Source organism: Actinoplanes xinjiangensis (assembly GCF_003148685.1).
Classification (GTDB): domain Bacteria; phylum Actinomycetota; class Actinomycetes; order Mycobacteriales; family Micromonosporaceae; genus Actinoplanes; species Actinoplanes xinjiangensis.
The window spans coordinates 171,064-192,547 of sequence record NZ_QGGR01000011.1 but is presented as its reverse complement, the minus strand read 5'-3'; the positions used below and the strand labels follow the sequence as shown (position 1 = coordinate 192,547).

At 71.0% G+C, this 21,484-nt stretch carries 19 protein-coding genes; 9 read left to right on the top strand and 10 right to left on the bottom strand.

The features are described from left to right. Positions 1-56 precede the first annotated feature (56 nt). Positions 57-896: an AfsR/SARP family transcriptional regulator gene (locus BC793_RS24905; protein ID WP_109596248.1), complete on the top strand. Its 840-nt coding sequence runs from the start codon at positions 57-59 to the stop codon at positions 894-896. Positions 897-937: 41 nt separating this feature from the next. Further along, a complete protein-coding gene (locus tag BC793_RS24900) occupies positions 938-1,315 on the top strand; it encodes a hypothetical protein (RefSeq protein WP_109596247.1) in 378 nt (125 codons plus the stop codon). Here the strand turns inward: BC793_RS24900 and BC793_RS24895 are convergent. The 6 genes from BC793_RS24895 to BC793_RS24870 form a co-directional block, all read right to left on the bottom strand. Continuing rightward, on the bottom strand, positions 1,312-2,226 hold the full coding sequence (locus BC793_RS24895) for a MurR/RpiR family transcriptional regulator (protein ID WP_109596245.1): 915 nt from the start codon (positions 2,224-2,226) through the stop codon (positions 1,312-1,314). The genes BC793_RS24900 and BC793_RS24895 overlap by 4 nt on opposite strands. A gap of 63 nt (positions 2,227-2,289) precedes the next feature. Beyond that, complete coding sequence (locus BC793_RS24890; RefSeq protein ID WP_109596243.1) at positions 2,290-5,130, bottom strand: hypothetical protein; 2,841 nt, start codon at positions 5,128-5,130, stop codon at positions 2,290-2,292. Between the two features lie 87 nt (positions 5,131-5,217). After that, positions 5,218-6,417, bottom strand: a complete 1,200-nt coding sequence (locus BC793_RS24885; RefSeq protein ID WP_109596241.1) for a cytochrome P450 — start codon at positions 6,415-6,417, stop codon at positions 5,218-5,220. A 139-nt stretch (positions 6,418-6,556) separates the two neighbouring features. Further along, the gene (locus BC793_RS24880; RefSeq protein WP_109596239.1) at positions 6,557-7,441 is read right to left on the bottom strand and encodes a carbohydrate ABC transporter permease; all 885 of its coding nucleotides are present in this window, start codon (positions 7,439-7,441) and stop codon (positions 6,557-6,559) included. Between the two features lie 12 nt (positions 7,442-7,453). Continuing rightward, on the bottom strand, positions 7,454-8,329 hold the full coding sequence (locus BC793_RS24875; RefSeq protein WP_109596237.1) for a carbohydrate ABC transporter permease: 876 nt from the start codon (positions 8,327-8,329) through the stop codon (positions 7,454-7,456). Further along, positions 8,326-9,630, bottom strand: coding sequence for an ABC transporter substrate-binding protein (locus BC793_RS24870; protein ID WP_109596235.1), 1,305 nt, complete (start codon positions 9,628-9,630; stop codon positions 8,326-8,328). Before BC793_RS24870 ends, BC793_RS24875 begins: the two co-directional genes overlap by 4 nt. Positions 9,631-9,756: 126 nt before the next feature. On the opposite strand from BC793_RS24870, the gene BC793_RS24865 reads away from it, so the two are divergent. Genes BC793_RS24865 through BC793_RS24845 form a run of 5 tightly spaced genes read left to right on the top strand, consistent with a single transcriptional unit; the run spans position 9,757 to position 15,761 of the window. Further along, the gene (locus BC793_RS24865) at positions 9,757-10,584 is read left to right on the top strand and encodes a DUF6807 domain-containing protein (protein WP_109596233.1); all 828 of its coding nucleotides are present in this window, start codon (positions 9,757-9,759) and stop codon (positions 10,582-10,584) included. 37 nt (positions 10,585-10,621) lie between these two features. After that, entirely contained in the window at positions 10,622-12,229 is a 1,608-nt protein-coding gene (locus BC793_RS24860; RefSeq protein ID WP_109596231.1) for a glycoside hydrolase family 43 protein, read from the top strand. Next, a complete protein-coding gene (locus tag BC793_RS24855; RefSeq protein ID WP_146246429.1) occupies positions 12,226-13,689 on the top strand; it encodes a pectinesterase family protein in 1,464 nt (487 codons plus the stop codon). The genes BC793_RS24860 and BC793_RS24855 overlap by 4 nt, the downstream gene beginning before the upstream one ends. Positions 13,690-13,704: 15 nt before the next feature. Further along, positions 13,705-14,538, top strand: coding sequence for a DUF6807 domain-containing protein (locus tag BC793_RS24850; RefSeq protein ID WP_109596227.1), 834 nt, complete (start codon positions 13,705-13,707; stop codon positions 14,536-14,538). After that, on the top strand, positions 14,535-15,761 hold the full coding sequence (locus BC793_RS24845; protein WP_109596225.1) for an ROK family transcriptional regulator: 1,227 nt from the start codon (positions 14,535-14,537) through the stop codon (positions 15,759-15,761). Before BC793_RS24850 ends, BC793_RS24845 begins: the two co-directional genes overlap by 4 nt. Positions 15,762-15,827: 66 nt before the next feature. Here the strand turns inward: BC793_RS24845 and BC793_RS24840 are convergent, their stop codons facing one another. The 4 genes from BC793_RS24840 to BC793_RS24825 all read right to left on the bottom strand — a co-directional run bounded on the left by BC793_RS24840 (position 15,828) and on the right by BC793_RS24825 (position 19,549). Beyond that, complete coding sequence (locus BC793_RS24840; RefSeq protein WP_203896381.1) at positions 15,828-17,522, bottom strand: FAD-binding dehydrogenase; 1,695 nt, start codon at positions 17,520-17,522, stop codon at positions 15,828-15,830. Positions 17,523-17,617: 95 nt separating this feature from the next. Continuing rightward, positions 17,618-18,142, bottom strand: coding sequence for a DUF6114 domain-containing protein (locus BC793_RS51560; RefSeq protein ID WP_239170329.1), 525 nt, complete (start codon positions 18,140-18,142; stop codon positions 17,618-17,620). Positions 18,143-18,144: 2 nt separating this feature from the next. Then, positions 18,145-18,750, bottom strand: a complete 606-nt coding sequence (locus BC793_RS24830) for a DUF6230 family protein (protein WP_109596221.1) — start codon at positions 18,748-18,750, stop codon at positions 18,145-18,147. Positions 18,751-18,901: 151 nt separating this feature from the next. Continuing rightward, the gene (locus BC793_RS24825) at positions 18,902-19,549 is read right to left on the bottom strand and encodes a TetR/AcrR family transcriptional regulator (RefSeq protein ID WP_239170330.1); all 648 of its coding nucleotides are present in this window, start codon (positions 19,547-19,549) and stop codon (positions 18,902-18,904) included. Positions 19,550-19,802: 253 nt separating this feature from the next. Between BC793_RS24825 and BC793_RS24820 the strand changes: the two genes are divergently transcribed. Beyond that, positions 19,803-20,696 (top strand): hypothetical protein, encoded by an 894-nt coding sequence (locus BC793_RS24820; RefSeq protein ID WP_109596219.1) that lies wholly within the window; start codon positions 19,803-19,805, stop codon positions 20,694-20,696. Between the two features lie 16 nt (positions 20,697-20,712). Continuing rightward, complete coding sequence (locus BC793_RS24815; protein WP_109596217.1) at positions 20,713-21,369, top strand: Tat pathway signal sequence domain protein; 657 nt, start codon at positions 20,713-20,715, stop codon at positions 21,367-21,369. The last annotated feature ends 115 nt before the right edge of the window (positions 21,370-21,484 follow it).

Here is a 21,484-nt window from a genome sequence, read left to right as displayed (position 1 = left end):
CGCCGGACCTGGGACGAGGCCGCCGTCGTTATGCTGCTGCCGGTGGGGTTACTGAGATGAACGACGGCTCGTCCGCCGTCGGCGTGCGCTTCGAGATGCTCGGCCCGATCCGGGCGTTCCGGGGCGCCGAACCGGTCGACCTGGGCCCTCCGAAACAGCAGGCGGTTCTCGCCCTTCTGCTGCTGCACGCCCCCCGGCCGGTGCCGTTGCGGCAGATCGTCGACGCCCTGTGGAACGGCGACCCGCCGTCCAACGGTGTCGACGTGGTTCAGCGGTACATCGGGGCGCTGCGCCGGGGCCTCGACCCGGACCGGACGTCGCTGATCACGCTGACCGACGGCGGATACGTCATCCGGGCGGGTGAAACCGCCGTCGACACCGGGATCTTCCGGGCGGCGCTGGCCCGCGCCCACGCCGAACACCAGACCGGCGCGATCGGTGCCGCCACCGACGAGATCCGGACCGCGCTCGAACTGTGGCAGGACGAGCCGCTGACCGGTCTGCGCGGCCCGGTCTTCGACTCGGCCCGCGCCCGGCTGAAGTCGGAGCGGGCTGCCGCCTCGGCCCTGCTGGCCGAGCCCACCGCCGCCACCCCGGCACCGCCGCCCCCCGCGACCAGCCCGATGCCCGCGACCAGCCCGATGCCCGCGACCAGGCCGATGCCCGCGACCAGGCCCTTCACGGCCCCGCCTCCCCCGCCCTCGGCCGCCACCCGGCCGTTCGCCACGCCGACGCCGCCGCCGTCGCTACCCGCCACGCCCGCCACCAGGCCGTTCCCGACGCCGGCGCCGGTCTCCCCGGCCGCGCCGGAGCTGGAGAAGAACGGCTATCCGGAGGCGGTCGACCCCTGGGACGGGCACGACCTCTTCCCGCCCGACCCGCTCGCGATGAACTGACCACGGTTCCGGCGGTGGACGCCGCGCGGTAGCGTCGGTCTGTGGCTGAGGCGTACCCGGGCAGGGATGACCGCATCGTCGCGGAGTTCGGCGACGGGTATGAGGTCGAGGGCATCGCGGCGCGTTACGGACGGACCGTCCAGCAGGTGTTCGCCCTGGTCGAGCGGGAGGTCGGGCCGGGCGGCGGGCAGACCGGGCAGTATCCGCCACCCGGTCACCACACACCGCCACCGCCACCGCCGCCGCCGGATTACTACGCTCCCCAGGCGTACCAGGTGCAGGGCTTCGCGAATCCGGACACGATCGTGGCCGAGTACGGCGAGGGGCACGACGTCGCGATGATCGCCCGCCGGCACGGCATCACCGTCGAGCAGGTCTACCTGGTGGTGCGGCAGGCCGTCGGCGACGACCGGCCCTAACGGTCGGTGGCCGGGCGGCGTTTGCGGCTCGGCGCCTTCTCCGGCAACCGGTGCGCGTCGACGGCCCGGACGGTGAGTTCCAGTGCCTCCGCGGTGCGTTCGTAGGTGCGCTGTGCCACCGCCACGTAGATCAGGTCCAGGACCAGCAGCTGCGAATGCAGGGCGGAGAGCGCGGCCAGCCGGAACGTGGTCTCCAGCACGCTCGTGGTGAAGACGACGTCGGCGACCTCGGCCAGCGGCGACCTGGCGAAACTGGTCACCGCGACGGTGAGGGCCCCGTGGTCGGCGGCTTCGGCAAGCGTTTCGATGACCTCGCGGGTACGCCCGGAGTGCGACAGCCCGATCGCCACGTCGCCGGGCAGCAGCAGGGCCGCGTTGGTCAGCGCGGTGTGGCTGTCCTGCCGGTGCCAGACCGGTACCCGGATCCGTTCGAGCCGGAACGCCATCTCCCGGGCCGCGGTGCCGCTGCTGCCGAACCCGAACAGTTCGACCCGCTGGGCTCCGGCGATGGCCTCGGCGACCCGGTCGACGGCGGTCACGTCGAGGGCGGCGGCGGTGCCCTGGATGGCCCGGGTGTCGGCTGCCGCGACGACACTGAGCACCTGGTCGAGCGGATCGCCGGGCGCGATGTCGCCGCTGATGTCGGTCTCCCACCGGGCCTGTTCGGCGCGGCCGGTCTCGGTGGCCACGGCGACGCGCAGGCTCGCGTACCCCTTGAAGCCGAGGGTCCGTGCGAAGCGGGTGACCGTCGCGGTGGACGTCCCGGACCGCTCGGCCAGGTCGACGATGCTGGCGTGTGCCGACGTCTCCGGGTCGGCGAGGATCGCTTCGGCGATGCGGCCCAGCGCCTCCGGCATCTGCGGTCCCTCGATGCGCAGCCGTCCCAGCAGCCCGCCGCTCTCTCCCGACATTCCTGGTCACCCTTTTCATCAGCACGTCAGCCCGATGAAAATTATGACCTCCCCGCGTCTCCGTCAACCGGTGGGGCAGCCGTTCGGGGCCTGCGCGGTGGCCGTCTCCTTGCCGTACAGCTCGCCGATCAGAAAGAGACAGTGCGGGGTCGCGCCGGCCGCCTCACCGGCGTTGGCGGGGGTCGGCAGACGCAGTACCGCGATGTTGCGGTCCGCGCCGACCCGCGAGCCGGCGAAGGAGATCCGCCCGCTCGCGCCGACGTGCGCGAACTCCTGGTCCCGGAACAGCTGTGCCAGCCACGCCCGGTTCCACGGGTCGGGGCCGGCCTGCCGCGCGGCGGTGATGACCAGGTTGGCCGCGTCATAGGCGACACCCACCCGCTCCCCCGGGTACGACGGCACCGCCCACGCCTTGCCGAACAGCTCGGACCGGTCGTCGTGGATCAGGTCGAAGTATCCCGCGCAGAACTCCACGAGGCGGCTCTTCGTGGCCAGCGGTGCGGCCGGGATCCGCTCCTGGGGGCAGCTGCGCCCGGCGAGGACGACCAGGCTGCCGAGCGCGACGTAGTCGAGATCCATCTGCGTCACGTAGCTCTGCTGACGGAACGCGGGCTGGGCGACGAGCCGGGTGACCGCGTCGTCGGCGACGATCCGGGGCAGGGTCTCCACCGCACAGTCCTGTTTGATCGCCTGCAGGAACGCGGCGTAGCCGGTCTCCCGGCCGGCGTAGAAGTACATCCGGCTGCGGCCGCCGGCCCGCGGGTCCGGGCTGGTGCACGGCTTCAGGGCGGCACCGCCGGGCAGGGCGATCACCTCGGCCTCGACGACCCCCTTGACCGCTGTGGTCAACTCGGTCACCAGGGTGTCGACGTAGTCGTCGGGCTGGCCGCCGGGGGCCGGGCGGACGATGGTGAGCAGTTCCACCTTCGGGTCGGTGAGGTGCCGGAGATAGGCGGCGATCAGCTGGGCCTGCTGCGGGTTACCGGAGACCATCTGGAAGTAGAACTTGGACGCGTCGGCGAGCCCCGAGCCGGTGAGGGTGGTCGCGATCGTCGGCACGGCCGCCCGCCCGAGGTCGGTGATCGCCCGCCTGGTCTGCGGGACGGTACGGTCCAGCCCGACCACCGCCTTGACCGTGGCGTCCTTCTCGGCGAGCGGGATCAGCATCTCCCGGGTGACCTGGTCGGCGACCGCCATCCCGCGGCCGCCGTTGGCGATGATCACCCGCAGCAGGGGGTCGTTCTGGCCGGTCACCGACAGATACTGCTGGCGCTGCACGATGGCCAGGCCGATCAGTTCCTCGGCGACCGCGTTGTCGGTCTCCAGATCGGTGCCGGCGTGGGTGAGCCCGGCGAAGTAGACGATGCTGATCAGGGGCCGGTTGCTCTGCTGCTCGTGGAGGTCGACCGCGGCGGCGTTGAGGCGGAACACCTCCCGCTGGGCGGCTTCGAGCCGTTCGTTGCTGCCGAAGACCTGCCCGTCGTTGTCGCTGTAGCCGACGCACTGCTGATCGCCGGGGGCCAGTTCGGCGAGGCGTACCGCGATGCCGGCGTCCGGCTTCACTTGCAGGTAGGAGCAGCCGGCCTGCCAGTAGTCGGCCCAGCGGGCGGCCGGCAGGGCGACGACCGCGACCAGGGCGGCCACCAGCAGCACCTCGAGGACGCCGCGCCGGGCGAACCGGGAGGGCCGGCCCGGGTTCAGGTCCAGGTCGGCCCAGGCGTCCGCATCCTCGCCGGAGGTGTTGGCGATCTCCGGCGGCGTCAGTGGAGCGTTCAGATGGATGGTGAGGAACCGCGCGTCGGCGGCGAGTTGCTGCCGCCGGACCGGGAGGTCCTTGCGCCAGGCGACGTAGGCGCTGTTGCTGGCCGGTGCGAACGGCGCGGTATGCCCCTCGGCGACCGGCTTGTCCCGGCGACCGGCGACCACCAGCAGCGGATCGAGTTCCCCGGTCTCGTTGCGGACGTCGTTGATCAGGCTCATCAGCCGGACGCCGCCGTTGTCGGCGGCGGCGGCGTCGATCAGGACCGGGATGTACGCGGTACGCCGCCACCCGCGCCGCCGGGGCAGCACCGACAGCCGGCGCCGCCGGTACGCCTGCCGCAGATCCTCGAGGAACGCGTGCACGAGCAGCTTGTGCAGCTGGTTCTCGTTCTCCTTGGTGAGCCTGCCGGCGGTCAGCCGCTCGGCGAACCCGAAGAAGTCCGAGGAGTGCCGCGGCACCATGTAGGTCTGGCGCCGCATGAACCAGCGGGCCTCCGGCACGATGCCGTACGAACGGCGGCCGAGCCACTTGATCAGCCCGAGCCGGACGAGCCAGAACCCGCCGGTCAGGGCCGCGGTCGACAGTGCGGTGCTGCCCTGCGGAGAGGGCTGGCTCTGGCTGGCGTCCTGGACCGCGGTCGGCTCGCCACGCCACTCGCGGAGGATCCCGACGATCTCCGACTGCGGGTCGCGCAGGCCGGACTGTGCCAGGGTGCGCCGGGTGAGCCACCTGGCGAGCCGGTAGCGCCGGAACCTGTTGGGGCGTTCGGCGAACCTGTCCTCCTGCAGGTCGCGGCACATCCGGTCGAGCAGGAAGATCTCCGGTACCTCGGCCGAGGCCTGCGGCTCCGCGCCCGGCTCCCGTCGGGCCGGCTCGGGTGCGGCCGGCTCTGCGGTCGCGGCGTCCACCATGACGTACGGCGTACGCGGCTCGGCCCTCTCCAACTCGTCCCGGAAGGCAACCAGGAAGTGGTGCACCGACGTCTCCGGCCCCGCCAGCTGGATCAGTGGCAGCGGGATGTCCCCGTGCACCGCCATCTCCGACACGCGGGGCAGGAATCGTGGCCGCCGGCGGAGGAACAGCACCAGTTTCAGCAGTTCGTGAACGCCACGAAAGACAGGCGGCTCGATCTCCCCCGACATGGCGGCCCCGATCCAGAGTGACCGATCAACTTCGAAGCGTTGATGATAGCCAGTTGATGATAGGGGCGCGGTACCGTCGGCCGGCCGCTACGACACCGGGCGGAATCGCACCCGCAAGGTGGTCGGGGCTCGGGTGAACAGGCCCCGCGCGACGGGCGGCTCGGCCAGTTCGATGTCGTCCATGGCGTCGAGCAGGGCGTTGGCGGCCACCTCGACCTCGGTCCTGGCGAGCATGGCGCCGACGCAGAAGTGCCGGCCGAGGGCGAAGCCGGTGTGGTCGGCGGCGGCCGTGTAGGCCTTGGCGAAGTCCAGGTCGGGGCGGGTGAGGTCGAACCGGTCCGGGTCGGTGTAGTGGCGGGGGTCGCGGTTGGCGGCGGCGATCAGGCAGACCACGGTCGCGCCGGCCGGCACGGTCCCGCCGGAGAGTTCCACGTCGGCGGCCGGTTGCCGAATGATCATCTGCACCGGCGGCGAGTACCGCAGCGTCTCGGCGAGGGCGTGGGCGATCAGCGTACGGTCGGCGCGGACCCGGGCCATCTGGTCCGGGTGACGGATCAGGTTGAGCATCATGTTCGCGAGGGCCTTGTCGGTGGTCTCGCCCCCGGCGACCAGCAGCAGACTGACGAACGCCTTGATCTCCTGGGCGGTCATCCGCTCGCCGTCGATCTCGGCGGTGCACAGCACGGACATCAGGTCGTCGCGCGGGTCGGCACCACGCTCGGCGATCCGCGGCAGCAGGTACTCCGCCAGTTCGTCGCGGGTCCGCAGCCCGGCGGCGGCCACCTCCGGATCCTGGGTGAGGTTGGCCAGGAACGCCACCATCGACGTGTACCAGCGGTGGAACAGGACGTGGTCGGACCGGGGCAGGCCGAGCATGTCCACGATCACGTTGATCGGGTAGCGGGTGGTGAACGCGTCGACCAGGTCGACCTCACCGGTGTGCCGGAACGCGTCGAGCAGCTCGGTGGTGTTGCGCCGCATCACCGGCACGAACCGGGCGGTCAGCTCCCCACCGCGGAAGGCCGGGGTGACCAGCCGCCGGTGCACCGAGTGTTCGCGGCCGTCCATCTGCAGGATCGTGCGGCCGTGCACGGGCTCCAGCTGCCAGCTGTAATTGTCGCTGGTGAACACCGGATCCTTGAAGGCCCGCTCGACGTCGGCGTAGCGGCTGATCACGTAGGCGTTCAGGCCCTCGTGGAAGGCGAGCGGCTCGGTCTCGCGCAGCGCCTGCCAGACTTCGGTCGGATCGGCCAGGCATTCGGGGGAAAGGATGTCGGTGACGGTCATCAGAGTCCTTCCACGAGGGAACCGCACGCACGGGCGTTCCATCCTCGGTGGAGATCAACGACCGCCGGGGCCGAAACGGGGACAATGCCCCACTTTGGTGGCTACAGTGGGGGCGGAAGGGCGAGGGCGGCTTGCGAGATCACCTCAGTCCGGTGGTTGCGATGCCTCTGACCAGGTACTTCTGGCCGGCGATGAAGAATCCGATCACCGGGGCCAGCGACACGAACGACATGGCGAACATCTCGCCCCACCGGCTCTGACCCTCGGAGTCCATGAACTGCCGGACGGCGAGCGGCACGGTGTACAGCTGCGGGTCGGTGAGGTAGAGCAGCGGACTGAAGAACTCGTTCCACACCGAGATGAAGGTGAAGATCGCGGTGGTGGCGAACGCCGGCAGGCACAACGGCATGACGACCTTCCAGAAGGTCCGGAACGGGCCGCACCCGTCGATGCGGGCGGCGTCGTCGAGCTCCTGCGGCAGCGACCGCATGAACTGGACCATCAGGAAGATGTAGAACCCGTTGGTGGCCAGGAAGTGCGGCACCAGCAGCGGGTAGTACGTGTTGAGCCAGCCGAGCCGGTCGAACATGACGTACTGCGGGACGACCAGGACGTGACCGGGCAGCATCATGGTGCCGAGCATCATGGCGAAGAACAGTCTGCGGCCGGTGAACCGCAGCCGGGCGAACGCGTAGGCGGCCAGCGAACAGGACAGCAGATTCCCGACGATGCTGAGCGTGACGATGATCAGCGAGTTGACCAGGTAGACCTCGAACGGCTCGCTGAGCGCCGTCCACCCGCGCGCGTAGTTGCCGAAGTCGAACACGGCCGGCCACAGCGACTCGTCGGTGAAGACGCTGTCACTGGGCTTCACCGAGCTGGAGATCATCCACAGCAGCGGGTACATCATCACGACACCGACGCCACTGAGGAGCACGTGCCGCAGGAACCGCGGGCGGGTACGCCGCGCGGCGGGCGGCGCCGCGGAGGGAGCCTGCGGGGTACGGGTCAGGGTGAGCGACATCAGGCGGCCCCGTCAGTTGTCGTAGAAGACCCAGTAGCGGGCCGCGAGGAAGTTGATCGCGGTGAACCCCGCGATGATGATCAGCAGGAGCCAGGCCATCGACGAGGCGTAGCCCATGTCGAATTCGGCGAACCCCTTCTGGTACAGGTAGAGGTTGTAGAACAGGGTGGAGTCGGCCGGGCCGCCACTGCCGTTGCTGAGCACGTACCCCTGGGTGAAGGTCTGAAAGGACGCGATCAGCGCCTGCACCAGGTTGAAGAAGATGATCGGGCTGAGCAGCGGCAGGGTGATCGACCGGAACTGCCGCCACGTCGACGCGCCGTCCATGCCGGCGGCCTCGTAGTACATGGCGGGGATCTGCCGCAGCCCGGCCAGGAAGATCACCATCGGGGCGCCGAACGTCCACACGTGCAGCAGGATCAGCGTGGTCAGCGCATGGTCGGGGTCGGTGGTCCAGGCCGGCCCGGCGATGCCGAACCAGGACAGGAAGTCGTTGACGATGCCGTCGTAGCCGAACAGGTAGCGCCAGAGCATCACGATGGCGACACTGCCGCCGAGCAGCGACGGCAGGTAGTAGATGCTGCGGTAGATCGCCAGGCCGCGCACGCCGCGGTCGAGCACGATGGCCACGGCGAGCGCGACCGCCAGTGACGCCGGGACCGACACCAGGGTGTAGACGAACGTGACCTTCAGCGACTGGTGCAGTTTGACGTCGCCGGCCATCTCCCGGAAGTTGGCCAGGCCGGCCCAGCGTGGCGGGGTGAGCAGGTCGTAGTCGGTGAACGCCAGGTACAGCGACGCGAAGAACGGGACGACCATGAACACCATGCCGCCGAACCAGGGCAGCAGGAAGGCGTACCCCGCCCAGTCCTGACGCCTTCGGATCATGGCGCGATGGCCTTGCGGGCCTCGGTGACGAACTGTCTGCCGGCGTCGGCCGGGCTGGTCCGGCCGAATTCGACCTCGGTGCTGATGGTCTTGAGGATGCTGGTGAGCTTGCTGGCGCCGACCGGATAGGGGTACGACGCCGGCAGTTTCTCCTTCTGCAGGGCGGCGAGGAAGTCGCTGGAGCGCTTGTTGTCCGGCTCCAGCCCGGGGGCGATCGTCTCGGCGACCCGGCTGTTGGCCGGCACCCCGCGGGTGACGCCGGCGACCTTGGCGGCCTCGGTGTCGTTGATCAGGAAGTTCAGCAGCTTGATCGCCTCGGCCGGGTGCCGGGAGGCGGCCGCCACCGACCACAGTGCGGGGGTGTCGACGGACTGGCCGCGCCGGGTGCCCTGGGTCTCGCCGGGGATCCGCAGCAGCACCAGATTGCCGCCGCACGCCTGGTTGAACCCGAGCAGGTTGTTGGTGGGGATGATCTGCGAGGCGATCGACTTCTTGGCCAGGTAGGACTGGGCCGGTGAGGCGCCGTTGTTCTGGTCGATGAACCCGGCGGGCGGGATGCCGCCGGCCTCACGCAGGTCCTCGACCAGCTGATACCACGCGGTCAGGGTGGCCTCGGTGGCGCCCAGCCGGCCGTCGGCGGTGAAGAAGTCCTCGCCGCGCTGGCGGGCGAAGACGAGCAGGTTGGCGACCGTCCACGGTTCGAAGTTGGTGCCGTACACCTTGCCGCCGCTGGCCCTGGTGACCTTCTGCGCGAAGGTGGCGAGGTCGGCCCAGCTCCAGGTGTCACCGTCGGGGATGTCCACGCCGTACTGATCGGTGAGGGTCTTGTCGATGACGAAGCCGATGGTGTTGAGCCCGGACGGCACGCCGTAGCTCGCACTCCCGACCCGGCCGAGAGCACGCGCCGGCTCGGTGAGGCCGTTCTGGTCGAGTTCGGGATGGCGGGCCAGGTCGAGCAGGGTGCCGCGGTCGGCGTACTCCCGCAGGCTGTCGAAGCGCATCGCCATCAGGTCCGGCGGGTCACCGGCCGCGAAGCGGGCGGCGAGTTTGTCCTTGTACGGGCTGCTGTCCTGGTATTCGGTGCGGACGCGGACGCCCGGATTGGCGGACTGGAACAGGTCGAGGGACTTCTGGGTGAGCTCGGCGCGATGGGCGTCGCCCCACCAGACCATGTTGAGTTCGACCTTGCCGTCGCTGTCGCCGTTGCCGCCGAACCCGCGGCCGCAGGCGGGCAGGGTCGCGGCGAGCCCGGCCATGCCGGCGAGGGTGAGCAGCCGGCGCCGGTCGAGACGTGAGTTCACGGTGGATCCTCCCGCAGGCAATTTGTTTCAGTGTTTTATCTATCGAGTGCCATGTATGTCAACGGCTCCGGGGGGATTTGTTTCAGAGATTGACGTAACTGGGTTTGCGCCGCTAGCTTGCCGTCCATGCCGACCGTTCAGGCACACGACCTGTCCTGCGCCGGGCGGGTGGTGGCCCGGTACGTGTGGGATCCGCACCTGCCCGCCACCGTCTCGCCCCGCCCCTACCTGCACCCGGTGACCACCCTCGGCGGACTGACGGTCACCGGATTCATGCCGGCCGACCACCTGCACCACCTCGGCGCGAGCATCGCCGTCCCGGTCCTCAACGAGGCCAACTTCTGGGGCGGGCGCACCTATGTCGCCGGACACGGCTCGGTCCACCTCGACAACCACGGCCGGCAGCGGCACGCCCGCTGGCTGCACCGCTCCGGCGACCGCCTGCACCAGGAACTCGACTGGCTGGACCGCGACGGCCACGCCCTCGCCCACGAATCCCGCGGACTGTCCGCCCACCACCTCGACGGCACCGCCTGGCTGCTGCGCGTCGACTTCACCCTGACCAGCGCCACCGGCGGCACGCTCACCCTGGACAGCCCGGCGGCCCGCGGCCGGACCGGCGCGGGGTACGGCGGATTCTTCTGGCGGGCACCCGACGGCGACCACCGGATCAGCGCCGAGACCGGCACCGGCATCGACGCCGTCCACGGCCGGGCGGCGCGCTGGCTGTCGGTCGAGGGCGGCGGCTGGACCCTGGTCTTCCTCACCGACACGATCTCGCCCGACCCGTGGTTCGTCCGCTGCGACGACTACGCCGGCGTCTGCTCGGCCCTCGCGTGGGAACGCCTGGTCGTCCCGGCGGGCGGCGCCCTCACCCGCCGGCTGTCGGTGCTGGTCGCCGACGGCACCCCGACCGACGAAGCCCTCACCGCAGCCGAGGAGGCCCACCGATGACCGCAGCCCGCCGGGCCGCCGCCGGGAGGGTCCGCCCGTGACCGCGCCGTGGACCGCCGACACCGGCGACGGTGGCTACCGCAATCCGATCCTTCATGCCGACTGGTCGGATCCGGACGTCATCCGGGTCGGGGACGCGTTCTACATGATCGCGTCAAGCTTCCACCGCGTGCCCGGACTGCCGGTGTTGCACTCCACCGACCTGGTCGGCTGGCGGTTGATCGGGCACGCCCGGGAACGGCTCGTTCCCGAGGACGCCTATCGCGCACCCCGGCCCGGCTGCGGCGTGTGGGCACCCGCGCTGCGTCACCACGACGGCCGGTTCTGGATCTGCTACCCCGACCCGGACTACGGCATCTACGTCACGACCAGCGACGATCCGGCCGGGGCGTGGAGCGAACCACGGCTCGTCCTCCCCGGGCGCGGACTGATCGACCCGTGCCCGCTGTGGGACGACGACGGCAGCGCCTACCTGATCCACGCCTGGGCGAAGAGCCGCTGCGGCTTCAACAACCGGCTCACCGCGCACCGGATGACCCCTGATCTTCAACGGTCACTCGGCACCGGCACGCTCGTCGTCGACGGCGACACGATCCCCGGCTGCCGCACCCTCGAGGGCCCCAAGTGGTACAAGAGGGACGGCTGGTACTGGATCTTCGCCCCGGGCGGTGGCGTCACCGACGGCTGGCAGTACGCGATGCGCTCCCGGACCGTCTTCGGCCCCTATGAGCAGCGCATCGTGCTCCAACAGGGCACAACGAAGATCAACGGCCCGCATCAGGGCGCGTGGGTGCGGACGCGGGCCGGCGAGGACTGGTTTCTGCACTTTCAGGACCTTCATGCGTACGGACGTGTGGTCCACCTTCAGCCCATGAGGTGGCAGGACAGCGGCTGGCCGGTGATCGGCGACCGTGGCGAGCCGGTCATCCGGTACCGCAAGCCGCTCCTCGAACCGACAGCGGCACCCGTCCCCGGCAAGCCTCCGACAACGACACGCGTTCCCGGGAGCGGGCCGGAAACGACACGCGTTCTCGACGCAGTGGACGAGTGGACGTGGCCGGCCAACCCCGCACCCGGCCGGCCCGCGGCGGGTGAACTGCACCCCGCGAACGGCATCCGGCTGGCGTGCGAACCCGGAGACGACCTGCGGACCTTCCCCGCCGTCCTGGGGCGGCGGCTGCCCGGGCCACGGTTCCGCGCCGAGACCACGGTGCGCCTGGACGCCGGACCCGGGGCACGGGCCGGATTGACGGTGCTCGGTCACTCGTACAGCTGGGTCGGTCTCGAACAGCAGCCCGGCGGACCGCGACTGATCCGCCGCACGGCCGAGGCCGGAGGCGAGGACGACCACGACGCCGCCAGCCCGCAACCGGTCAGCGGTCCGGTCCACCTCGCCCTGACCGTCACCGACGGCGCCGTCGCCCACTTCGCCGCCGACACCGGAAACGGCTGGCAGGACGTCGGCCCGCCGTTCCCCGCGACGCCCGGAGGCTGGATCGGCGCCACCCTCGGCCTGTTCGCCATCGGACACACCGGCCACGCCGATTTCGGTCCCCTCCGCATCACCGCCGTGGAGGGCGACCGGGCCACCGCCGTGACGAAAGACCCGATCACCGCCTCGGACAACGACCGGGAGCAGTCATGAGACGTCCCCTCGCCGCCCTCGTTCTGGGAGCCGCTTTGCTCACCGGCCCTGCCGCACCCGCCGCCGCGACCGCCGACCCGTCCTGGACCGACCGGGCGACCGGCTTCGCCGCCGACGCCACCGGCGGTGCGGGCGGCCGTACCGTCCGCGCCACCACCCTGGCCGAACTGCGGGCCTGGGCCACGGCACCCGGGCCACTGACCGTGCAGATCGCGGGCAGTATCCGGGTGGACCCGTTCGGCGACATGATCACCGTCGGTGACGACAAGACCATCGTCGGCAGCGGGCCGGGGGCCGAACTCGTCGGCGGTGGGCTGTTCCTGAACGGCGCGCACAACGTCGTCATCCGGAACCTGACGATCCGCGACTCCTACGTTCCGGGCGACTTCGACGGTAAGAGCGCCGACAACGACAACGACGGCATCCGCCTGGACACCGCCGACCTGGTGTGGATCGACCACGTGCGGGTCGAGCGGGTCGGCGACGGCGGCATCGACATCCGCAAGGACAGTGACCGGGTGACGCTGTCGTGGAACGTGATCAGCGACGTCAACAAGGCGCTCGGCGTCGGCTGGACCGCTAACGTCGTCACCCGGCTGACCGCGCATCACAACTGGATCCGCAACACCGTGCAACGTAACTGGAGCCTCGACAACACGGCCGCCGCGCACCTGTACAACAACTATCTGAGCGACGTCACCCAGTACGGGACGATGAGCCGCAACAACGCCCGCGTGGTCGTCGAGGACAGCGTGTTCGAGTACGTCAACGATCCGCTGGTGGCGCACGGGGCGGCCGCGCAGCTGGTGCAGCGCCGGAACCTGTTCACCGGCACGGCCGGGCGCATCGACAGCGCCGGGACCGCCTTCGACCCGGCCGCGTTCTACGTCTACTCCCCCGACCCGGCCGCGACGGTCAAAGACCTGATCAGACGGTACGCCGGACCGCGTACCCCGACGGCGCGGACACCGCGCACGGTGACCGTGGCCCTGGACGGCTCCGGTGACTACGGCAGTCTGCTGGCCGCGCTCGGCGCCACCCGGGACGCCCGCGGCCGGGTCGAGATCGTCGTGCGGCCCGGGGTGTACCGGGAGCAGGTCCGCATCTGGCCGGACCAGTCGAACGTCACGGTCCGCGGGGACGGCGACGTGCTGATCACCTACGACACGGCGGCGTCGGCCGCGAAGTTCTACGGCGGCGTCCAGGGCACCGCCGGCGCGGCGACGCTGGCCGTGCTCGGTGACCAGACGGTGGTGCAGGACATCGCCGTGCAGGCGACCGGTGCCCCGGCGGTCCGGGCGGCCGGTGACCGGGTCCTGCTCGTCGGTGCCCGGCTGACCGGCGACTACGAGGCGGCCGGCGGGCGCGGTCATCTGCGGTCGTGCACGGTCGCGGGCGGTGTCGACGGGCCCGGAACCACGGTGGTCGAAGCGACCGCGATCACACCGGCGGCGCCGTGACACTATCCTGCTTCCGTGACCGGTGACGCCGTTGAGGTTCTGCGTCTCGGCGACCGGACCGTCGCCGAGTATGCGTGGCGGCCCGATCTGCCGTCGTCGCTGGCGCCCCGGCCGTACCTTCATCCGGTCCGCACCCTGGCCGGGACCACGGTGACCGAGCTGATGCCCGCCTCGCACCGTCACCACCTGGGCGTCAGCGTCGCGGTCGCCGAGGTGGACGGCGCGAACTTCTGGGGTGGCCGCACGTTCCTGCCCGGCCACGGGCCGGCCTGGCTGGACAATCAGGGCAGTCAGGTGCACATGCGCTGGGTGCGGCGCCGCCCCGGGCAGCTCATGCACACGCTGCGCTGGAACAGTATCGACGGCTCGGTGCTGTTCTATGAGCGGCGCACCCTGTCGTGGCGGCCGGCCGGGCCGGACGCGTGGGCGCTGGACTTCACGTTCTCGCTGATCAACGTGGCCGAGCGGGAGCTGCCGATCCGCAGTCCGGCCGCGCACGGACGGGCCGGCGCCGGGTACGGCGGGTTCTTCTGGCGGGCGCCGTCCGGGCAGTGCCGGGTGACCGCGCCGGAGGACGGCGACGCCGTCCACGGTGGCCGGGCCCGCTGGCTGTCGGTCGCCGGAGCCGGCTGGACGCTGGTGTTCCTCGGTGCCGACGAGGCGACCCGCGGGGACCGGTGGTTCGTGCGGACCCGCGACTACGTGGGTATCGGTTCGTCGCTGGCATGGGAGGAGCCGCTGCTGCTGGCGCCGGGTGCGGGCCTGAAACGCCGGATCGTGACCGTGATCGCCGACGGCGACGTGTCACCGGGGCGGGCCGCCGCATATGCCGACGAACTCGCCGCATGACCCGGCCGGTGCACCGGGTGGCGCCCCGCACGGACGGCCCGATCCGGCAGGACGGCCTGCGCGCCCACAATCTGGTGCTCACGTTCCGGCAGATCGCCGGTGCCCGGGACGCGCCGATCTCGCGCAGTGAACTGGCCGCCGCCACCGGCCTGACCAGGCCGACCATCACCCGGATCGTCGACGAGCTGCTCGCCGCGGAGCTGATCGTGGAGGCCGGGCCGTCCCGCTCCGGCGGCAGCGGCCGGCCGCGGGTCGGGTTGAGCCTGGCCCGTTCCGGGCCGGCCGGGCTGGGCCTGGACATCCGCGCCGACGTGCTGTCCGCGTGTGTCGTCGACCTGACCGGCACGGTCCGCCACCTGGAGTTCGCCGACCGCCCCGGTGCCGGGCCGGAGGCCGTGCTGGGCGGGCTCGCCGCGATGGCGGGCCGTGCGGTCACCGCGGCCGCGGCGGAGAACCTCACGGTCGTCGGTGTCACGCTCGCCGTGCCGGGACCGGTGCGCGACGATGCGGTCGTCCGGCTCGCGCCCGCGCTCGGCTGGCGCGACGTGAATGCGGGGGCCGCCCTGTCCGGGCGGCTCGGCCTGCCGGTGCACGTCGGCAACGACGCCCGTCTGGCCGCCCTCGCCGAGTGGTATGCGGCGGGCCCGGAGCTGCGCGACTTCGTCTGTGTGAGCGGCGAGTTCGACATCGGCGCGGGCCTGGTGCTGGACGGCGCCCAGCTCGACGGCTGGGCGGGCGAGCTCGGGCATGTCATGGTCGGTTCCGGCGGCCCGCCGTGCGTGTGCGGCGCCACCGGCTGCCTCCAGTGTTATGCCGGACTGGAGTCGATCCTCGCCGCTTCCGGTGACCGCGGGGCCGGCTCCCCGGAGGTGGCCCGGTCTCCGGCGGTCGCCATCGACGCGCTGGTGTCCGCCGGTGATCCGCGCATCCTGGCAGCACTCGACGAGGCCGCCACCGCCCTCGGCATCGCGATCGCGGGCCTGGTCAATCTGGTGAGGGTGGACACCGTGCTGCTGGGCGGCGGCTATGCGCTGCTGGCGTCGTGGCTGATCGACGGCATCCACCGGGAGTTGCGCCGCCGGGTTCTGCGCACCGGCTGGTCACCGGTGGAGGTGCGGCCGGCGCCGCTGGGCCCGGATGCCGCGGTGATCGGCGCCGCCCTCAGCGCCGTCGACCGGGTCCGGCGCGATCCGAACGGATGGCTGGCCCGCCTGCACCGCTGAGCGCGGCGCGACGAGCGGTCACCCGGCCCCGGGAAGCGGCCCGGCGATCCGCCGGGCCGCTGAGGGCTATCCGGCGGTGGCCGCCGCGGCGGCGCGACCGGCGACCCGGCCCGAGAAGAGGCAGCCGCCGAGGAACGTACCCTCCAGAGATCGGTAACCGTGCACACCGCCGCCGCCGAAGCCCGCCGCCTCGCCCGCCGCGTACAGGCCGGGAACGGGGGTGCCGGAGGCGTTGAGGACCTGGCCCTGGAGATTGGTCTGGAGGCCGCCGAGGGTCTTGCGGGTCAGCACGTTGAGCCGGACCGCGACCAGACCGCCGGAGTCCGAGCCGAGCAGCGTGTGCGCGGAGGCGGTCCGGCCGAGCACGTCACCGGGGTACGACAGCGCGTTGCGGATGCCCTGAACCTGCGCGTCCTTGCTGTACGCGTTGTCGATCTCCCGGTCCCGGGCCTCGATCTGCCGCTTCAGGGCGTCCACGTTGATCAGGTTGGAGCCGGTGAGCCGGTTCATGCCGGTGACCAGTTCGGGCAGCGTCTTCGCCTGGACGAAGTCGGTGCCGTACTGCTGGAACTTCCGGATCGGCTCGGGGGTCTGCCAGACGCGGCTCAGCAGCAGCCAGAGGTTCTTGCCGGTCAGGTCCGGGTTCTGCTCGGAGCCGGAGAGCGCGAACTCCTTGTCCACGATCTTCTGCGTGGTGACGAACCAGGAGTAGTCGTAGCCGCTCGCGGTGATCGACCCGAGCGTGTGCAGGGTGTCGTAGCCGGGCCAGTCGGGCGCCCGGAAACGCTTGCCGGTGGCGTCGAACCACATCGACGACGGGCCGGGCAGGATCCGGATGCCGTGGTTGGGCCAGATCGGGTCCCAGTTGCGCAGGCCCTCGGTGTAGTGCCACATGCGGTCCGGGTTGACGATCCGGCCGCCCGCTTTCGCGGTGATCGCGAGCATCCGGCCGTCGACGTGCGCGGGCACGCCGGTGATCATCGTGGTGGGGGCCTTGCCGAGCCGGGCCGGCCAGTTCTGCCGGATCAGGTCGTGGTTGGCGCCGATCCCGCCGGACGCGACGATCACCACCGGTGCCTTCAGGTCGAAATCGCCGGTCACGGTACGGGAGCTGGGCTTGCCACGCGCAGCGGTACTGGCTTCGAGGATCTTGCCGCGTACGCCGGTGACCGCCCCGTTGGTGGTCACGATCTCGTCGACCCGGTGCCGGAACCTGAAGACCACCTTGCCGGCGGCGACCCCGGCGCGGACCTTCTTCTCGAACGGCTCGACGATGGCCGGGCCGGTGCCCCACGTGACGTGGAACCGCGGCACCGAGTTGCCGTGCCCGTCGGCGAGGCCGCCACCGCGCTCGGCCCAGCCGACCATCGGGAACCACTGCATGCCGAGCGACGCCAGCCAGGACCGTTTCTCCCCGGCGGCGAACTGCACGTAGGCCTGCGCCCACTTGTACGCCCAGTAGTCCTGGCCGGCCGGGTTGTCGACACCGCGGTCGAAGCCGGCCGTACCCAGCCAGTCCTGCCAGGCCAGGTCGTGGTTGTCCTTGACACCCATCAGCCGCTGCTCGTCGGAGTCGACGAAGAACAGCCCACCGAACGACCAGTACGCCTGGCCACCGAGGTTGGCCTCGTTCTCCTGGTCGAGCAGCAGCACCTTGCGGCCGGCGGCGACGAGTTCGGCGGTGGCGACCAGGCCGGCCAGGCCGTGCCCGACCACGATGGCGTCGGCGTCGGTGGCGGCGGCCGCCCCGAACGCGGGCATCGCACCGGCCTGGGCGATCGCCGCGCCGGCCACCACGCCGCCGGCCACGCCTATCGCCTGACGCCGGCTGACCTGGGGGGATCTCGGCTGCTCCACTATTCCTCCGTTGATTTGTCGGCGCTGCGAGGGCTGGTGACGATGCTCAGGTCACCGATGGTCGGGTCGTCGGCCGGCTGCTCCCCGGCGGGTCGTTCTCTGGTCGTCCGGGCTTCGGCGCCCCCCTCTGCGGTGGCCCCGTCTGCGGTGGCCCCGTCTGCGGTGGCCCCGTCTGCGGTGGTCCACGCGAAGGCCAGGGCACCGCCCGTGAGGGTGAGGAGCAGGCCGATGATGAAGCCGCCCATGTTCGAGGTGAGCCAGGAGGCGAGGCCGCAGACGATGGCGACCAGCGAATAGAAGATCCGCTGGGCCGGGGTGAACCAGAGCAGCAGGCCACACAGGATGATCACGATCGGGATCAGGTAGCCGATGAAGTTCTGCATGCCGACGTGCAGCACCACACCCAGTGGCGCCCACACGGTGAACATGATCTCCAGGCCACCGAGCAGCACGAACAGGCCGCCCCAGAAGGGACGCCGGTGCCGCCAGCCGGTCCTGGCGACCGTCACGCCGGCTCGGGTCATGGTCAGCAGCCGTCCGAGGTGAAGGCCATCCGCAGGTTGGGCAGGTAGAACCGGGCGGCCGTGGTGGCGTAGTTGTTCTGCCGCAGGTTGGTCAGCGTGACCTCCTCGGCCTGCTGACCGAAGACGCCGATCGCGCCCTTGCGGCCGGGCACCCGGTCCAGCGTGCTGGCGTCCTGGCCGATGTCGATGGTCTTGAAGTCGGCGTTGGCGGTGATCACGTCGGAGTCGACGACGAGGGTGTCGGCCTTGACCTTGTTGGTGGCACTGCCCGCGGTGATCTTCAGGTTGATGCCGCCGAGCTCGATGCTCTGGCACAGGCCGTCCAGTTCGGCGTCGCGGATGGCGGAGACGATCACGACGACCTGGCCGCCGGTGTCGCCCTCGTTCGGGCTGCCGGGGGCCATCTGGTCGAGTTCGGCGTACTGCGCGAACCCGTACCCGTGGAGTTTGGGTGAGGTGACCGTGAACGGCATGCCGGAGATCGAGAAGGACGCCGCGAGGACGCCCTGACCGGTGAGCAGGACCAGGCCGGTGGTGGCGGCCAGGCCACCGAGCATGACGGCGGCGAAGCGGCGCCAGCGGGTGCGGCCGAACGGAGTGGAGGACATGCACGCTCCTTATGCCGGGCACGGGTGATCGCCACCGGTGCGGGCACTGCGGATGCCGCCCGGCGGGATCCCTATCGGGAAACCTCGATGGATTGCGGGGAAGTTACGCCCCAGTAACAGAGCCCGTCAAGCCCAGGAAGCCGCTTTCCCGTCAGTGAAAAACCTCGTCGGTATCTGACGTGGCGCACGGGGCCACCACCCGCTCCCCCACCGGGGGCAGCACCAGCTCGGCGGCGGCGGCGTCGCGACCCACGAAGGGGGCCGTCATGAAGTAGCTGAGCATCGGCAACAGGTCCGGCAGCTGCGACACCCGGCCGGTCGAGACGTAGCCGTAGATGGTCGCGTAGACACCGCCGACCACGGTGTCGACCAGGCCGTCCGGCACCGGCGGGGCGTCGGCGAAGAACCGCGAGAACCGGCTGAGCAGCTCGGTGCGCTTCTCCCGCGCCAGGGTCCCGGCGGCGTCGATCTCCACGATCGCCATCGCCGCGAACGCCGGCACGCTGGCCAGCACGTCCAGCAGCACCTGGAGCGCGGCCCGCACCCCGGTACGCCAGTCGCCGGCCGCCGCGTACGCCTCGTCCATGAGCCGCAGCACCACGCCGGTGCCGTGCCGGTAGGTGTCGAGGAACGCGTCCTCCTTGCCGGCGAACAGCGCGTAGAACGCAGGCCTGGTCACGCCGGCCGCCGCACAGATGTCGCTCACCCGGGCGTTGGCGTAGCCCTTCTCGGCGACGGTGTGCACCAGCGCGTCGTGCAGGCGCTCCCGCTGGGTGGCGGCCACCGCTTCGGGCGTCATCGACCGCGGGCCACGTTTGATGGCCCGGGAGGGATCGCGGCCCGCCCGTGCGCCCGGAAGCGGGCTGATTACCGGATTATTCATCGCCATCCCTCAATGTCTTGACATGACATACCGCTGAGGTTTCTCATACCGGAGACACGGACCTCGATGGTTCCCACGGCGGTCACCCCAGTATCGCCTGTCCTTCAAGCCCCGGAACGCTGCGGAAACGGCCGGGCCACCTCGTCCTCGCAAAGGGAGGGTGGCGCCCATGCGCGCGTCACGGCTCACATCCGTCCTCGCTTCACTTCTCCTGATCGGCGCCGCGACCCCGGCGAGCGCGGCCGCGCCGGGCGGGGCCTACGCCGGCCTCGACGAATGCCCACTCACCTCGGCCGTCATGATGGACCCGGCGAACCTCCAGGTCGGATGCGTCCGCTCGGTCACCAACAGCGGCAGCATCACCATCGGCTCGACCACCGTCGAGTTCGGCAGCCCGATCACCGTGCAGTTCGGCGTCTACTGGCCCGCGGGCGCGCCGGTCCGGGAGTTCCCGGACGGCAGCGTCGCCAACGTCTACTCGACCGTCCTGGCGCCCGGCGGCAAGACACTGGTCGCCCGGCCGCTCGAGGTGACCGTCCCCGGCATCGTCAACTTCCTGCCCGGCGTGACCAGCGTGTTCGCGCAGGTCGAGCTGGCCGGGCCGATCACCGAGTTCATCCCGCTCGCCACCGGCGCGAACACCCCGGTCTTCGTGCTGCCGATCAAGCTGAAACTCAAGAACGCACTGTTCGGCAACCGCTGCTACATCGGCTCGGACACCAACCCGATCAGATTCCGGCCGACCACCGGCACCACCAGTCCGCCCGCGCCCAACGGGCCGGTCACCGGCGACCCCGGAACCCTGAACATCGTCGCCGACCCGAACGGCTACCAGACCCTCGGTGTCGGCTTCACCGGCGCCACCCTCGTCGACAACGCGTACGCCGTACCGAAGGCGACCGGCTGCGGGCTCATCCCCGGCAGCCTCGACCCGCTGATCAACCTGGCGTTCGGGCTGCCGTCGGCGGCCGGGCGCAACGCCGTCACGTTCAGCGCGAACGACACCGCCTTCGCCGTCTCCCCCAGCCTGGACGACCTCAATCAGGCGCTCGCCGCCTCCTAGGAAAGGGTGCACCCCCATGCACAAGTCCCGTATCACCGCCGCCATGATCGCCGGCGCCACCGCCGCCCTGATGCTCGGCGCCCCGGCGCTGGCCGACGACGGCACCGTGCTGACCACCGACAGCCTGGCCGGCCCGGCCGTCGTGGTCGGTGACACCATCTCGGCCGGCATCGCCACCGGCACGCAGGCGGTCTTCGCGACCGCCCCGGCCGGCGCCAACGGCATGAAATGCACCGGCTCCAGCTTCAGCGCCGTGGTCAACGACAACCCCGCCGCGCCCGGAGCGGCCGTGCTCGGTTCCACCCTCGGGCTGTCCGGCTGCACGGTCACCGGCATCGTCGGTGTCCTCGGCGTCAACAGCGTGACCGTCAACAACCAGCCGTACGCCACCACGACCGCGAGCGACGGCACCGTCACGGTCACCGGCACCGACACCGCGCCGATCTCGGCCACCCTCAACCTGCGGACCCTGCTCGGCTCGGTGACGTGCGTGTTCGTCGCCAACGGCAACACGATCAGCGGCGTCGCCGACAACACCGACAACGCGATCGCGTTCACCGACCAGCAGTTCAACAAGAGCAGCGGCCCGTCCGCCTGCGTCGCGAACGGCTACTTCAGCGCCAGGTACACCCCGGTGGTGAACTCCGCCGGAGCACCGGTGTTCGTGAACTGACTCCCCCCGGAGACAGGGCCCGTGGGCGTCACCGCCCACGGGCCCGTGGGCCTCATACCGACGGCCGATCCGGATAGACGCGACCGAAGTGGGTATGACGGGCGGCGACGGGACC

Excerpts from the sequence above, each read along its gene's own strand:
- BC793_RS24865 (WP_109596233.1), top strand. The coding sequence starts at position 9,757 with ATGCCGACCGTTCAGGCACACGACCTGTCCTGCGCCGGGCGGGTGGTG.
- BC793_RS24880 (WP_109596239.1), bottom strand. The coding sequence starts at position 7,441 with ATGTCGCTCACCCTGACCCGTACCCCGCAGGCTCCCTCCGCGGCGCCG.
- BC793_RS24905 (WP_109596248.1), top strand. The coding sequence starts at position 57 with ATGAACGACGGCTCGTCCGCCGTCGGCGTGCGCTTCGAGATGCTCGGC.
- BC793_RS51560 (WP_239170329.1), bottom strand. The coding sequence starts at position 18,142 with ATGACCCGAGCCGGCGTGACGGTCGCCAGGACCGGCTGGCGGCACCGG.
- BC793_RS24855 (WP_146246429.1), top strand. The coding sequence starts at position 12,226 with ATGAGACGTCCCCTCGCCGCCCTCGTTCTGGGAGCCGCTTTGCTCACC.
- BC793_RS24815 (WP_109596217.1), top strand. The coding sequence starts at position 20,713 with ATGCACAAGTCCCGTATCACCGCCGCCATGATCGCCGGCGCCACCGCC.
- BC793_RS24820 (WP_109596219.1), top strand. The coding sequence starts at position 19,803 with ATGCGCGCGTCACGGCTCACATCCGTCCTCGCTTCACTTCTCCTGATC.
- BC793_RS24875 (WP_109596237.1), bottom strand. The coding sequence starts at position 8,329 with ATGATCCGAAGGCGTCAGGACTGGGCGGGGTACGCCTTCCTGCTGCCC.
- BC793_RS24830 (WP_109596221.1), bottom strand. The coding sequence starts at position 18,750 with ATGTCCTCCACTCCGTTCGGCCGCACCCGCTGGCGCCGCTTCGCCGCC.
- BC793_RS24840 (WP_203896381.1), bottom strand. The coding sequence starts at position 17,522 with ATGCCCGCGTTCGGGGCGGCCGCCGCCACCGACGCCGACGCCATCGTG.
- BC793_RS24825 (WP_239170330.1), bottom strand. The coding sequence starts at position 19,549 with ATGACGCCCGAAGCGGTGGCCGCCACCCAGCGGGAGCGCCTGCACGAC.
- BC793_RS24845 (WP_109596225.1), top strand. The coding sequence starts at position 14,535 with ATGACCCGGCCGGTGCACCGGGTGGCGCCCCGCACGGACGGCCCGATC.
- BC793_RS24890 (WP_109596243.1), bottom strand. The coding sequence starts at position 5,130 with ATGTCGGGGGAGATCGAGCCGCCTGTCTTTCGTGGCGTTCACGAACTG.
- BC793_RS24895 (WP_109596245.1), bottom strand. The coding sequence starts at position 2,226 with ATGTCGGGAGAGAGCGGCGGGCTGCTGGGACGGCTGCGCATCGAGGGA.
- BC793_RS24885 (WP_109596241.1), bottom strand. The coding sequence starts at position 6,417 with ATGACCGTCACCGACATCCTTTCCCCCGAATGCCTGGCCGATCCGACC.